This window comes from Pandoraea pneumonica (genome assembly GCF_049918595.1).
GTDB classification, from domain to species: Bacteria; Pseudomonadota; Gammaproteobacteria; order Burkholderiales; family Burkholderiaceae; genus Pandoraea; species Pandoraea pneumonica_A.
Map to the genome: position 1 here is coordinate 124,273 of NZ_JBNCRZ010000001.1, position 13,506 is coordinate 137,778.

The 13,506-nt window shown below is 62.6% G+C and carries 11 protein-coding genes; all 11 read right to left on the reverse strand.

The window, feature by feature from the left end:
- Positions 1–28: 28 nt before the first annotated feature.
- Positions 29–1,228 (reverse strand): acetyl-CoA C-acyltransferase, encoded by a 1,200-nt coding sequence (locus ACPWR9_RS00650; RefSeq protein WP_426312310.1) that lies wholly within the window; start codon positions 1,226–1,228, stop codon positions 29–31.
- A gap of 17 nt (positions 1,229–1,245) precedes the next feature.
- Positions 1,246–3,690 (reverse strand): 3-hydroxyacyl-CoA dehydrogenase/enoyl-CoA hydratase family protein, encoded by a 2,445-nt coding sequence (locus tag ACPWR9_RS00655; RefSeq protein ID WP_426312311.1) that lies wholly within the window; start codon positions 3,688–3,690, stop codon positions 1,246–1,248.
- A 17-nt stretch (positions 3,691–3,707) separates the two neighbouring features.
- Positions 3,708–5,495: an acyl-CoA dehydrogenase C-terminal domain-containing protein gene (locus tag ACPWR9_RS00660; RefSeq protein ID WP_426312313.1), complete on the reverse strand. Its 1,788-nt coding sequence runs from the start codon at positions 5,493–5,495 to the stop codon at positions 3,708–3,710.
- Positions 5,496–5,543: 48 nt separating this feature from the next.
- Entirely contained in the window at positions 5,544–6,137 is a 594-nt protein-coding gene (locus tag ACPWR9_RS00665; protein ID WP_150680212.1) for a TetR/AcrR family transcriptional regulator, read from the reverse strand.
- Between the two features lie 231 nt (positions 6,138–6,368).
- Positions 6,369–7,526 (reverse strand): cardiolipin synthase ClsB, encoded by a 1,158-nt coding sequence (gene clsB, locus ACPWR9_RS00670; RefSeq protein WP_426312315.1) that lies wholly within the window; start codon positions 7,524–7,526, stop codon positions 6,369–6,371.
- Between the two features lie 15 nt (positions 7,527–7,541).
- On the reverse strand, positions 7,542–8,003 hold the full coding sequence (gene nudB, locus ACPWR9_RS00675; RefSeq protein ID WP_426312317.1) for a dihydroneopterin triphosphate diphosphatase: 462 nt from the start codon (positions 8,001–8,003) through the stop codon (positions 7,542–7,544).
- A 122-nt stretch (positions 8,004–8,125) separates the two neighbouring features.
- On the reverse strand, positions 8,126–8,497 hold the full coding sequence (locus ACPWR9_RS00680; protein ID WP_426312319.1) for an NUDIX domain-containing protein: 372 nt from the start codon (positions 8,495–8,497) through the stop codon (positions 8,126–8,128).
- Between the two features lie 104 nt (positions 8,498–8,601).
- On the reverse strand, positions 8,602–10,404 hold the full coding sequence (gene aspS, locus ACPWR9_RS00685) for an aspartate--tRNA ligase (protein ID WP_150680208.1): 1,803 nt from the start codon (positions 10,402–10,404) through the stop codon (positions 8,602–8,604).
- A gap of 47 nt (positions 10,405–10,451) precedes the next feature.
- Complete coding sequence (locus tag ACPWR9_RS00690; RefSeq protein WP_150680207.1) at positions 10,452–11,096, reverse strand: DUF502 domain-containing protein; 645 nt, start codon at positions 11,094–11,096, stop codon at positions 10,452–10,454.
- Between the two features lie 167 nt (positions 11,097–11,263).
- The gene (locus tag ACPWR9_RS00695) at positions 11,264–11,623 is read right to left on the reverse strand and encodes an FmdB family zinc ribbon protein (protein WP_426312322.1); all 360 of its coding nucleotides are present in this window, start codon (positions 11,621–11,623) and stop codon (positions 11,264–11,266) included.
- A gap of 214 nt (positions 11,624–11,837) precedes the next feature.
- Positions 11,838–13,283 carry a sodium:solute symporter family protein gene (locus ACPWR9_RS00700; RefSeq protein ID WP_426312325.1) on the reverse strand — a complete coding sequence of 482 codons (1,446 nt, stop codon included), beginning with the start codon at positions 13,281–13,283 and terminating at the stop codon, positions 11,838–11,840.
- Between the last annotated feature and the right edge of the window lie 223 nt (positions 13,284–13,506).

Consider the following 13,506-nt stretch of genomic DNA (forward strand, 5'->3'; position numbering starts at 1 on the left):
CGGTCATCTGAGTGTCCGGCCCCGTCCCTTACATGCGCTCGATAATCCCCGCAGCGCCCATACCCGTGCCCACGCACATCGACACCATCCCGTACTTCAGGTTATGGCGACGCAGGGCGTGCACGACGGTCGCTGCACGGACCGCACCGGTGGCACCCAGCGGGTGACCCAGGGCAATCGCGCCGCCCATCGGGTTGACGCGGCTCGTGTCGAGGTCCAGATCCTTGATGACGGCGAGCGCCTGTGCGGCGAACGCTTCGTTCAGCTCGATCCAGTCCATGTCCGATTGCTTGAGGCCTGCGGCACGCAGCGCCGCCGGAATCGCTTCCTTCGGACCGATACCCATGATTTCGGGCGGTACACCGCGCACGGCGAACGACACGAAACGCGCGAGCGGCGTGAGGTTGAATTGCTTGAGGATCTTCTCGCTCACGACCAGCAGCGCACCGGCGCCGTCCGACGTTTGCGAGCTGTTGCCTGCCGTGACCGAGCCCTTGTTGGCGAACACGGGACGCAGCTTGGCGAGCCCCTCGATCGTCGTGTCGGGACGCGGACCTTCGTCGAGCGACAGCGTGCGCGTCTTGATCGACACTTCACCGGTGGCGAGATTCGGGAAGCGCTCAACGATCTCGATCGGCGTGATTTCGTTGGTGAACTCGCCGCGTTGCTGGGCAGCGATGGCTTTCTGGTGCGAAGCCAGCGCGAACGCATCCTGCTCGTCACGCGAAACCTTCCACTGTTGCGCCACCTTCTCGGCGGTCAGGCCCATGCCGTAAGCAATGCCCACGTTCTCGTCGCGCTCGAAAATCGACGGCGAGAGCGACGGCGTGTTGCCCATCATCGGCACCATGCTCATGCTTTCGATACCGCCGGCGATCATCGCGTCGGCTTCGCCCACACGGATGCGGTCGGCAGCCATCGCCAGGGCCGTCAGGCCCGAGGCGCAGAAGCGGTTGACGGTCACACCGCCCACCGTGTTCGGCAGGCCCGAGAGCAGCGCACCGATACGCGCCACGTTCAGGCCCTGCTGGGCTTCCGGAATCGCGCAGCCGATGATGGCGTCTTCGATCACTTTCGGATCGAGGTCGGGCACCTGGGCGAGCGCGCTCTTGAGAATCATCGCCAGCAGATCGTCCGGACGGGTGTTCTTGTAGCTGCCCTTGGGTGCCTTGCCGATCGGGGCGCGCGTGGCGGCGACGATGTAGGCGTCTTGCAATTGTTTGCTCATGTCAGTCTCCGATCGGCTTAGTTGCGCACCGGCTTGCCGGTTTGCAGCATGCCCATGATGCGTTCCTGGGTCTTCGACGTGCCCAGCAGTTCGATGAAGGCACGGCGCTCCAGTGCGAGCAGCCATTCTTCGTTCACGAGGCTGCCGGCTTCCACGTCGCCACCGCACACGGCTTCCGCGATACGCGAGGCGATCAGGAAGTCGTGCGCCGAGATGAAGTTGCCGTCGCGCATGTTCACCAGTTGTGCCTTGATCGTCGACACACCCGAGCGGCCTGCCACCGGAATACCGGCGGGCTTGAGCGGCGGACGGTAACCGGCCAGCGACAGCGCGCGAGCTTCGTTACGCGCCACCGACAGCAACTCGTGCACGTTGTAGACGATGGTGTCGGTCGGCTTCAGGTAACCCATGTCGCGTGCGTCGATCGCCGAGGCCGAGACCTTCGCCATGGCGGCGTTGGTGAACGACTTGGTGACGAACTGGAGATACTGCACGCTGCCTGCTGCGGTGGCCGCTTCGGCTGCACGAATCGCGGCTTCCTTCAGACCGCCGCCGCCCGGCACGAGGCCGACGCCGACTTCCACCAGACCGATGTAGCTCTCGAGGGCCGCCACGCGCTTGGCGCTATGCAGCAGCAACTCGCAGCCGCCGCCGAGCGCAATGCCCGACACCGCGGAGACGACCGGCACCTGCGCATACTTCACGCGCATCATGCCGTCTTGGAATTTCTTGATAAACGGCTCGATGCCCTTGGCACCGCCCATCATGAAGGCCGGCATGGCGGCTTCCAGATCGGCACCGGCTGAGAACGGACCGCCCGGCGCGCCGAGCTTGAGCGACGTCGGCTGCCACACGACCACGCCGCGATACTGCTGTTCGGCCAAATCGATGGCGCGCACCAGACCGTCGATGACGGCCGGTCCGATCGTGTTCATCTTCGACTTGAACGAGACGATGAGCACGTCGTCCTGACCCGGGGTCTCGTCGACCCACAGACGCACGGCGTCGTTCTCTTCAATGGTCTTGCCGAACTTGCGCGGATCGTTGCCAGCTTCGCCGACGAGCGCCGCCGGGAACACCTGACGCTGATACACCGGCAGCGTGCTGCGCGGCACGAAGGCGTCCTTCGCGGGGGCGTACGAACCTGCGGCCGTATGCACACCACCGGCTTCTGCCACCTTGCCGCCCGTCACCCAAGCAGGCAGCGGTGCGTTCGACAGGGCCTTGCCCGCGTCGATGTCTTCCTTGACCCACTGGGCCACGTCTTTCCAGCCAGCGGCTTGCCAGTCCTCGAACGGACCCGTGGTCCAGCCGAAGCCCCAGCGAATCGCGAAGTCGACTTCACGCGCGTTATCGGCGATCTGTTCGAGATACACGCCGATGTAGTGGAACACGTCGCGGAACACGGCCCACAGGAACTGGGCTTGCGGGTTGGTCGATTCACGCAGCAGGCGCAGACGTTCGGCCGGGGCCTTCTTCAGAATGCGCACCACCATCTCGTCGGCCTTCTTGCCCGACTCGACGTACTCGCCCGTTTGCGGGTCCAGCACCTTGATGACCTTGCCTTCCTTCTTGTAGAAGCCCGCGCCCGTCTTCTGACCGAGTGCGCCCTTCTCCACGAGTGCCTTGAGCACCGGCGGCGTGGCGTACGTCGGCGCGAACGGATCGTCCTTGAGGCCGTCTTGCATCGTCTTGATGACGTGCGCCATCGTGTCCAGACCGACCACATCGGCGGTGCGGAACGTGGCCGACTTGGCGCGGCCCAGCTTGCTGCCGGTCAGGTCGTCGACGACATCGAACGGAATGCCGTACTTCTGCGCCTCGGCGAACACCGCCAAAATCGAGAAGACACCGACACGGTTGGCGATGAAGTTCGGCGTGTCCTTCGCACGCACCACGCCCTTGCCGAGCGTGGAGGTGAGGAACGTTTCGAGTTGATCGAGAATGGCCGGCTCGGTGGCAGCGGTCGGAATCAGCTCGACCAGATGCATGTAGCGCGGCGGGTTGAAGAAGTGCACACCGCAGAAGCGCGCCTTCAGTTCGGCGTCGAAGCCTTCCGAGAGTTCGGTGATCGACAGGCCCGAGGTGTTCGACGCGAAAATCGCGTGCTTGGCCAAGTGCGGTGCGACCTTCTTGTACAGGTCGTGCTTCCAGTCCATGCGCTCGGCGATCGCTTCGATCACCACGTCGCAGCCGGCCAGCTTTTCGAGGTCGTCTTCGTAGTTGGCGACTTCGATGTATTGCGCGTCGGCCTTATCGGCGAACGGCGCGGGGCTCAGTTTCTTCAGACCGTCGATGGCGCGCAGCACGATGCCGTTCTTCGGGCCTTCTTTCGCGGGCAGGTCGAACAGCACGACCGGCACTTTCGCGTTGACCAGATGCGCGGCAATCTGCGCGCCCATCACGCCAGCGCCGAGCACAGCAACCTTGCGCACGACCAGGGGTTTGTTGGTTTGACTCACGGTGATCTCCTCCGCTCTCAGAACAGGTCGACGTCGACTTCCATTTGCGTCTTCGCGCCGGCGCGAGCCACGCGGATGTGATACGCAGTCTCGGGCAGCAGCTTGGCGAAGTAGAAACGCGCCGTGGCGAGCTTCGATTCGTAGAACTTGTCGCCGCTGCCTTGCTTGTCGAGCGCAATCTTTGCCATGCGCGCCCAGAAGTAGGCGAACACGAGATGGCCGACCACACGTTGATACGGCACGGCAGCCGCACCGACTTCGTCGGGGTTAGCCATTGCCTTCATGCCGATTTCCATCGTCAGCTTCTGCACCTTGTCGCCAATGTCCGCGAGCGGGTTGACGAACTCTTGCATGTCTTCGCGCACGCCTTCGGCTTCGACGAAGTCCTGCACGAGCTTGCCGAACTTCTTGAGCTTCGCGCCCATATCGCCCAGCACCTTGCGGCCCAGCAGGTCGAGTGCCTGAATCGTGTTCGTGCCTTCGTAGATCATGTTGATACGCGCATCGCGCACGTATTGCTCCATGCCCCACTCGGCGATGTAACCGTGACCGCCGTAAATTTGCATCGCGTGGTTCGTGCACTCGAACGCGTTGTCGGTCAGGAAGGCCTTGATGATCGGCGTGAGCAGTGCCACGAGATCGGCGGCTTCCTTACGCTCGGCATCGTCGCCGTGCGAGAGTTCCTTATCGATGTGCAGTGCCGTCCAGTACGAGAACGCACGGCCACCTTCGACGTAAGCCTTTTGCGTGAGCAGCATGCGGCGCACGTCCGGGTGCACGATGATCGGATCGGCGGGCTTGTCCGGTGCCTTCGGGCCGGTGAGCGAGCGCATCTGAATGCGTTCCTTCGCGTACACCAGCGAGTTCTGATAAGCGACTTCGGTCAGGCCCAGACCCTGCATACCCACGCCCTGGCGTGCGGCGTTCATCATCACGAACATGGCGTTCAGGCCCTTGTTCGCTTCGCCGACCAGCCAGCCCTTCGCGCCGTCGAGGTTCATCACGCAAGTGGCATTGCCGTGAATGCCCATCTTGTGTTCGATCGAACCGCACTTGATGCCGTTGCGCTCGCCCGGTGCGCCGTTCGCATCGGGGATGAACTTCGGCACGACGAACAGCGAAATGCCCTTGGTGCCCGGAGGCGCATCCGGCAGACGTGCCAGCACAAGGTGAATGATGTTGGCGGCCATGTCGTGCTCGCCGGCCGAGATGAAGATCTTGGTGCCCGAGATCGCGTACGAGCCGTCGCCGTTCGGCTCGGCCTTCGTGCGCAGCATGCCCAGGTCGGTGCCGCAATGCGGCTCGGTCAGGCACATCGTGCCGGTCCATTCGCCCGAGACGATCTTCGGCAGATAGGTGGCTTGCTGTTCGGGGGTGCCGTGCGCGTGGAGGCATTCGTAGGCGCCGTGCGAGAGGCCCGGGTACATCGTCCACGCCTGGTTCGCCGAGTTCAGCATCTCGTACAGTGCGTTGTTGATGACTTGCGGCAGGCCTTGACCGCCGAATTCCGGATCGCAGCCCAGCGAGGCCCAACCAGCTTCGACGTATTTCTGATAAGCCTCTTTGAAGCCGGTCGGCGTGGTGACCACGCCATCGCCTTCGTATTTGCAGCCTTCGCGATCGCCCACTTGATTGAGCGGGAAGATGACCTCGCTACAGAACTTGCCGGCTTCTTCGAGCACCTGATTGATGGTGTCGGCATCGATGTCCGCGTGCTTCGGCAATGCCTTCAATTCGTTTTCCACGCCCAGCAGTTCGTGCATGACGAATTGCATGTCGCGCAGCGGCGCGTTGTACTGTCCCATGACCTACTCCTCCGAACACTTCGAATTGAATCGCGGACGGCTCGCGCCTCACCCGCGCTGATAAGACGAAATCAGTTTTTCCAGTGCCACCCGGGTCATCTCTACCGCACCCGGCTCCCGCAGGAACCGCGCGTCGTGATGCAGACCGAGCGTCAGGCTGTACATTTCAAAGAGCATCAGGCGCGGATCGGTGTCCGAGCGCAGATGTCCCTCCTCCTTTGCTTGTGTGATCGCGCGCAGCAGGGCCGATCGCCACAACCGCACACTTTTCACCAAGGCTTCGCGCACCGGGCTGGCTGCGCGATCGTCGTACTCGACGGCACCGCTGATATAGATACAGCCCGTCGTCACTTCACGAATTCGCTTGTCCATCCAGCGATCCACCAGGGCGCGCAGTCGCGGCAAGCCGCGCGGCACGTCCATGCTGGGGGCGAACACTTCTTCTTCGAAGCGTCTGTGATATTCGCGCAGCACTTCAATTTGCAGATCTTCGCGCGAACCGAAATGCGCAAATACCCCGCTCTTGCTCATCTGCATGCGATCGGCCAGTAAGCCGATCGTCAGGCCTTCGAGTCCGTCTCGCCCCGCCAGTTCAAGCGCGGCATTCAGGATCGCGGCACGTGTCTGTTCACCCTTTCGCATGTGTATGGCATCGCTTTGGTTATCCGTTCATCGATGCTAACCATAAAATCGAACGGCCGTCCTATTATTGTGGGAGGCCCATGGGCGAACAAGGAATTTATTAGATCGGAATACCTAATCGGTTTCCGCGGGGAAGGCCCGTGGAATCACGGCGAGAACGCCACTGGGCGGGCCTCGGGATGCCTTTGGCAGTGCCTAGGGAAACCTGGCCGCCGTCATGCCGGTGAGCGCTTAGTCGTACTTGCCGCGCGTGAGCACCTTCATCGCCAGACGGTACAGCCGGTAGGCCGCCCACTGGCGAAAGCGCCGCCATGCCGAGCGTTCGCCATAGCGGGCCGCGTCGATCAGACGTGCTTCGGCAAACGCCTTGCGGATATGGTCGCGCAATTGGATGACAACCGGATCGTCCAAGAAGACTACGTTCGCTTCGTGATTGAGAAAAAGCGACAGCGCATCGAGGTTTGACGACCCGACGGTCGCCCATACATCGTCGACCACTGCGACCTTGCCGTGCAGTTGACGCATGTCGTACTCGCCGATGCGCACGCCCGCTTCGAGCATCTTGGCGTACAGCCATGGCACCGCCGTGTCGAGCAGACGGAATTCCTTGCGGCCGATGAGCAGATGGACGGCCACGCCACGCAGCGCTGCCTGCGTGAGCGCACGCCGCAAGCGCCGTCCGGGGACGAAATATGGATTCGCGAGCCAGACTTCGTGGCGCGCCCGTCCCAACGCCATCAGATAGGCTTTTTCGACGGAGCGGCGATTGTGCAGATTGTCGCGCGCGACGAAGGCGGCTTGCCCTACGACAGACGAATGCAATCGCCCGCGCTGCCCGCGTCGGCGATGGCGGAACGGCGTGCCTAGATAGCCAGGGGCAAGCCGTAGCCATTGGATGTGAAACGCAATGGCGATTTCCGCGACGATGGGCCCCCGGCATTGCACCGCGAAGTCCCAACGCGGGTCGCTCATGCGCACGCCACCGCCCGCGTTGTAGTCGTCGATGATGTTGATGCCGCCAACGAACGCGACCTCGTGGTCGATGATGGCGAGCTTGCGGTGCGTGCGAGAAAAGCCGAATTTGCCGAACAGCCGTGGGTTGTAGATCCGGTGCATCACGCCGCTGTCTCGCCATTCGGCTGCGAGCGGCAGGCGTCGGCTGGTGCCCACGCCGTCGGTAATCACGCGCACGGCAACACCGCGTTGTGCCGCGCGTTGCAGGGCGGCCGAGACATTTTGTCCGGCGTCGTCGGCTTCGAAGATGTAGGTCTCGATCACCACTTCGCGCCGGGCGGCGTCGATGGCGGTGATGAGCGCGGTGAAGTATTCCGCGCCGAGGTAGAGCAGCGTCAGGTCGTTTTCGTGGGAGAACGGCAGGTACTTGCTCATTGGCGCGGCGGGGCGTCAGCGCACGCGCGCGGGGAGTTGTCGGATGGCGTCGCCGTTCGACGGTGAGAAACACCGGGCGGCCGCGGCCTCCCAAGGCAACCACTCGTACGCGACGTGCTCGCGCGGGGCGAGCGTCACCGGCGTGTTTTCGGGCACACATAAGCCGAACCAATGCTCGGTGTTACGCGTAACGTCCGGCGCATAGCGATGCGCCCAGCGCGGGTAGATGTTGTATTGAATCTGATGCTGCCAATCGGTCAGTGCGCTGGTCGGCACACCACCTTCACCTACGCGAATCCCCGTCTCTTCGAACACTTCGCGCGTGGCGGTCTCGATGAGCGGTTCGTCGAGGGTGTCCTTGCTGCCGGTCACCGATTGCCAGAAGTTGTCGGCATCGGCACGCTCGATCAACAGCACGTCGAGCGCCGGCGTGTAGATGACGACGAGCACGGATTCGGGAATCTTGAAAGGCTTCATGCAGATGGGTGAACGATGAGAGGCTGCGCGGATGCCATGCGCTGGTGGCTCATTGTAATGGGCAACTGACGTGATCGGTCATCCTAAGGCACTCAGTCTCGTTTCACTCACCTCGTCTCGCATCAGGCTTGCGTGACCGCATCCCAATAGCACGCAGGCAAATCGACAGGGCGCACGCCACCGACGTCGATCCACGCAAACGTCGAATGCTCGTCGCTCGTCACCAGCGGCGTCAGATCGTGTGGATCTTGTTCGCAGACATAAAAAACCAGCATCACGTGCCGCCCGGGAATCACTTCGAACGAGGCGCTGCCGTGATAAGTCACCTGCGCGATCTGCCAGCCGCACTCTTCTTGTACCTCACGCCGCACCGCGTCTTCCAGAGACTCACCGGGCTCCGGCTGCCCGCCCGGCAGTTCCCATTCGTCACGCGGGTTACGGGCGAACAGCACCGTATCGTTGCGACGAATGATCGCCTTTGCACTCACGATCATCGCTTCGTGCTCCTTGGATATTCGACCTGAAAAACAAAAACCCCCTCGCCTTTCGGCAGAGGGGGTTCGAACGTTTCGCCACGAGCGCGTGCTCGTGAGAGTCGTTATGCCTTCGGCGCTTCCGTCTGACGCAGACGGATGTGCAGATCGCGCAGTTGGCGCTCGTCGACCGGCGACGGGGCTTGCGTGAGCAGATCCTGTGCACGTTGCGTCTTCGGGAAGGCGATCACGTCGCGAATCGAGTCGGCACCGGCCATCATCGTGATGACGCGGTCCAGACCGAAGGCGATACCACCATGCGGCGGCGCACCGTATTGCAGCGCGTCGAGCAGGAAGCCGAACTTCGCACGGGCTTCTTCTTCACCCAGCTTGAGCGCACGGAACACCTTGCTCTGCACTTCCTCTTGGAAGATACGAACCGAGCCGCCACCGATTTCCCAGCCGTTGAGCACCATGTCGTAAGCCTTCGCCAGGCACTTGCCCGGGTCGGTTTCGAGATAGTCGATGTGCTCGTCCTTCGGGCTCGTGAACGGGTGATGGCAGGCCACCCAGCGGGCATCTTCTTCGTCGTATTCGAACATCGGGAAGTCGACGACCCACAGCGGACGCCAGCCAGCCTCGAACAGGCCGTGGCTCTTGCCGAATTCCGAGTGACCGATCTTCAGACGCAGTGCGCCGATACCGTCGTTGACGACCTTTTCCTTATCGGCGCCGAAGAAAATGATGTCGCCGTCTTGCGCGCCGGTGCGCTCGAGAATCGAGGCAATAGCAGCGTCGTGCAGGTTCTTCACGATCGGGCTTTGCAGACCGTCGCGGCCCTTGGCCACTTCATTGACCTTGATCCAGGCCAGACCCTTCGCGCCGTAAATCTTCACGAAATCGGTGTAAGCGTCGATCTCGCTACGCGAAATCTCGGCACCGCCCGGCACGCGCAGGGCAACCACACGGCCGCCTTCGGTCGTGGCCGGCACCGAGAACACCTTGAAGTCCACGTCGCCCATCACGTCGGTCAACTCGGTGAATTCGAGCTTCACGCGCAGGTCCGGCTTGTCCGAACCGAAGCGGCGCATCGCTTCCGAGAACTGCATGACCGGCACCTTGGCGTCGAACTCGACGTTGATGGCTTCCTTGAACACGTGACGAATCATGTTCTCGAACAGATCGCGAATCTCTTGCTCCGACAGGAACGAGGTTTCGCAGTCGATCTGCGTGAATTCCGGCTGACGGTCAGCGCGCAAGTCTTCGTCGCGGAAGCACTTGGTGATCTGGTAGTAACGGTCGAAGCCGGCCACCATCAACAACTGCTTGAAGAGCTGCGGCGACTGCGGCAGCGCGAAGAACATGCCCGGGTTCACACGCGACGGCACGAGGTAGTCGCGCGCACCTTCCGGGGTGCTCTTGGTGAGCATCGGCGTTTCGATGTCGATGAAGCCTTGCGCATCCAGATACTTGCGCACTTCCATCGCCACCTTGTAACGCAGGCGCAGGTTGTATTGCATCTGCGGGCGGCGCAGGTCCAGCACGCGGTGCGTGAGGCGCGTCGTTTCCGACAGGTTCTCGTCGTCGAGCGGGAACGGAGGCGTGACCGACGGGTTGAGCACTTGGAGCTCGTGGCACAGCACTTCGATCTTGCCGCTCGTCAGGTTGGCGTTTTCCGTGCCTGCCGGACGGGCGCGCACCAGACCGGTAATTTGCACGCAGAACTCATTGCGCAGGCCTTCGGCGGCCTTGAACATCTCTGCGCGGTCCGGATCGCACACGACCTGCACCAGACCTTCGCGATCGCGCAGGTCGATGAAGATGACCCCGCCGTGATCACGGCGGCGATTGACCCAGCCACAAAGCTTGACCGTTTGGCCCAGTTGTTGCTCGGTCACCAGACCGCAGTAGGAGGTACGCATGGACATTTTGCTGTTCCGATTTTCAAAAAATGACGCCGGGAGTCACCGGTGGCTCACAGGAGCGGGCCGGGACGTTGCTGGCGCGGGTTGTGGGCGGGCGCCACCACGCCCATCGATACGATGTACTTGAGCGCGGCATCGACCGTCATGTCGAGCTCGACAACGTCGCTCGCCCGCATCATCAGGAAGAAGCCTGACGTGGGGTTCGGCGTCGTCGGGACATAGACGCTCACATACTCGCCCTGCAAGTGGTTGACCACGTCGCCGCCCGGCGCGCCGGTCAGGAAGGCGATGGTCCAGGAGTCCGCGTGCGGATAACGCACGAGCAACGCCTTGCGAAACGCGTTGCCATTGCTCGAGAGCAATGTATCGGACACCTGCTTGACGCTGCCATACAGCGGCCCGACCACGGGAATGCGGGTCAACACCGCTTCCCACCAGCCGACCAGCTTCTGGCCAATGAAATTATGCGCCAGAAGGCCGACGACGAACACGAAAGCCAGCGTGACCACCACGCCGAAACCCGGCACGCGCATACCGATCAGCCGCGACGGCTGCCATTCGTCGGGCAGCAGCAGCAAGGTCTGATCCATCGTGCCGATGATCAGGCCCAGTACCCACAACGTGATGGCGAGCGGCACCAGCACCAGCAGGCCGGTGAGGAAAATCGTCTTCAACGCGGGTTTTTTGACGCTCATGGCAGGACTCGCGAATGTCGGCGGCTACTGGGTCAGCGGGGTCAATCACGCGCCAGGCCGCCGGGCCGGACGCGTCGTTCTGCTCTTCTGGGTAACGCGGGTACTGCAAATTCTGCTAATTCGGCTAACGCTGCTACGGCTACTACGGCTGCCAATTCTGGCAAGGCTTAATGACAAGCGCAGCCGCCGCCGCAACTGGCCGCCGGGGCGCTCGACGACTCGCTGCCCGAAGCGGACGAACCGGACGAAGCCGTTGCCGATTCTCCCGACGAGGCGCTGCTTTCCCCCGACGAGGCTGCTGCCGTTGCCGACGCGCCTGCTGCCGGTGCGCTTGCGCCGCCCGAACCACCACGGAAATCGGTGACATACCATCCCGAACCCTTGAGCTGGAAGCCCGCCGCAGTCACCTGCTTGCGGAACGTGTCCTTGCCGCATTCCGGGCATTGGGAGAGCGGGTCATCGCTCATTTTTTGCAGCACATCTTTCGCGAAACCGCATGTTTCGCAACGATAGGCGTAGATAGGCATGATTCTTTCCGACGGGAAAAGGCGCGCAAAGCCTTGAATTATAACCGCTTCACAAGGCTTTCGGGATTTGTCCGGAGATATATGGGCACGCGGTGACGCAAGATCAAGGTCTGGCGTCACCGCATTTGACGCTTCTGGCCGATGGAGACGCATGACAGCGCATGTGCGCGCCCCACGCAAGAGCAAGCACTCACACAGCCGCCCTGCCCGGCACTCAGATCGTCGACACCTCTTGCCCCGGCGGCTGACCGCGCTCGGAGGCCGGTTGCAGCAGCGAGCCGACGACCATGCCGCCGATCGATGCCAGCAGGCCAGCCAGTTGCGGCGGCACCAGCCCCTCGGGGGCCATCACCTCGCAGCCGATCCAGACGATCAGCCCGGCGAACACAGCCAGCGTGCCGCCCAGCGAGCTGGAGCGCTTCCAGTAGAGGCCGAAGGCCAGCGGCACGAAGCAGCACACCAGCGTGACCTTATAGGCGCTCTCCACCATCTGGAAGATCGACGCCTTCGAGTTCAGCGCATACACCAGCACCAGCGCGGTAAAGCACAGCACGACGATACGCATCAGGCGCAGCAGGTGCTTGTCGTCGATCTGGCCGCGCAGCATCGGGCGAATGATGTTCTCGGCAAACGTGACCGACGGGGCCAGCAGCGTAGCCGAGGCGCAGCTCTTGATGGCCGAGAGCAACGCGCCGAAGAACATCACCTGCGCCACGATCGGCACGCTGGTGAGCACCAACTGCGGCAGGATCTGTTGCGGGTCGGTGCCGATGTACTTCTGCACCATCGACGGGGCGATCAGCAGCGCCGAGTACGCAAGGAAGATGGGGATGAACGTGAAGAAGAAGTACAGCACGCCGCCGGTCACCGAGCCTGCCACGGCGATGTTTTCGGTCTTCGACGACATCACCCGCTGGAACACGTCCTGCTGGGGAATCGAGCCGAACATCATGGTCACACCGGCTGCGATAAACGCCAGCACGTCGGCCGGATTCATCGCGGGCAGGAACACGAACTTACCCGCGTCTGCGGCGTGAGCGATCACTGCCGTCGCGCCGCCCGGCACCATGCCGGAGACTTCCACGGCAATGTAGACCAGACCGACCACGATGATGATCATCTGGATAAAGTCGGTCACCGCCACCGAAATCATCCCGCCGAGCAGCGTGTACGCGAGCACCGAGACGGCACCGATGATCATGCCGGTCGGCTCGGACATCGCGCCACCCGACACCGTATGGAACACCAGGCCCAGCGCCTTGATCTGCGCACCGACCCAGCCGAGGTACGAGATCACGATGGCGATACTCGTCACCACTTCGACGGTGCGGTTGTATTTGAGCTTGTAGAAGTCGCCGATCGTCATGAGGTTCATGCGATACAGCTTGCGGGCGAAGAACACGCCGACGAGCACCAGGCACATCGACGAGCCGAACGGGTCGGCCACGATGCCGCGCAGGCCGTCGCCGATGAACGTGGCCGGGATGCCGAGCACGGCTTCCGAGCCGAACCACGTGGCAAACACCACGGCGATGACCATGCCGTAGGGCAGGCGGCGTCCGGCGACGGTGAAATCTTTGGTATTGCGGACCTTGAGGGCGGCCAGCAGCCCGATGGCCACCGAAATGACCCAATACAAAATGACAAACCAGATCAGCATAACGCGGCCCCAGCCAAGCCCCAGGGCGACGGTAGCGGCGGCGGCGTCAGTGACAGGGACGTGATCTGGCCGCATGAGGCCGCACACGCGAACTAACGAAACCGTGCCGCGGGCCGCAGCCTTCCGGGCAACAGAAATTCAGGTCGAGCATGACGGGGCTGATGCTGTTCAGCGTTCGGGGGCGCCCGCTTTTGCCACCTGGCGAAAAAATTTGGGCCGATTA

Bases quoted from the DNA above. Each gene is read 5' to 3' on its own strand.
- ACPWR9_RS00650 (WP_426312310.1), bottom strand. From the start codon at position 1,228: ATGAGCAAACAATTGCAAGACGCCTACATCGTCGCCGCCACGCGCGCC.
- ACPWR9_RS00660 (WP_426312313.1), bottom strand. From the start codon at position 5,495: ATGGGACAGTACAACGCGCCGCTGCGCGACATGCAATTCGTCATGCAC.
- ACPWR9_RS00665 (WP_150680212.1), bottom strand. From the start codon at position 6,137: ATGCGAAAGGGTGAACAGACACGTGCCGCGATCCTGAATGCCGCGCTT.
- clsB (WP_426312315.1), bottom strand. From the start codon at position 7,526: ATGAGCAAGTACCTGCCGTTCTCCCACGAAAACGACCTGACGCTGCTC.
- nudB (WP_426312317.1), bottom strand. From the start codon at position 8,003: ATGAAGCCTTTCAAGATTCCCGAATCCGTGCTCGTCGTCATCTACACG.
- ACPWR9_RS00680 (WP_426312319.1), bottom strand. From the start codon at position 8,497: ATGATCGTGAGTGCAAAGGCGATCATTCGTCGCAACGATACGGTGCTG.
- aspS (WP_150680208.1), bottom strand. From the start codon at position 10,404: ATGTCCATGCGTACCTCCTACTGCGGTCTGGTGACCGAGCAACAACTG.
- ACPWR9_RS00690 (WP_150680207.1), bottom strand. From the start codon at position 11,096: ATGAGCGTCAAAAAACCCGCGTTGAAGACGATTTTCCTCACCGGCCTG.
- ACPWR9_RS00695 (WP_426312322.1), bottom strand. From the start codon at position 11,623: ATGCCTATCTACGCCTATCGTTGCGAAACATGCGGTTTCGCGAAAGAT.
- ACPWR9_RS00700 (WP_426312325.1), bottom strand. From the start codon at position 13,283: ATGCTGATCTGGTTTGTCATTTTGTATTGGGTCATTTCGGTGGCCATC.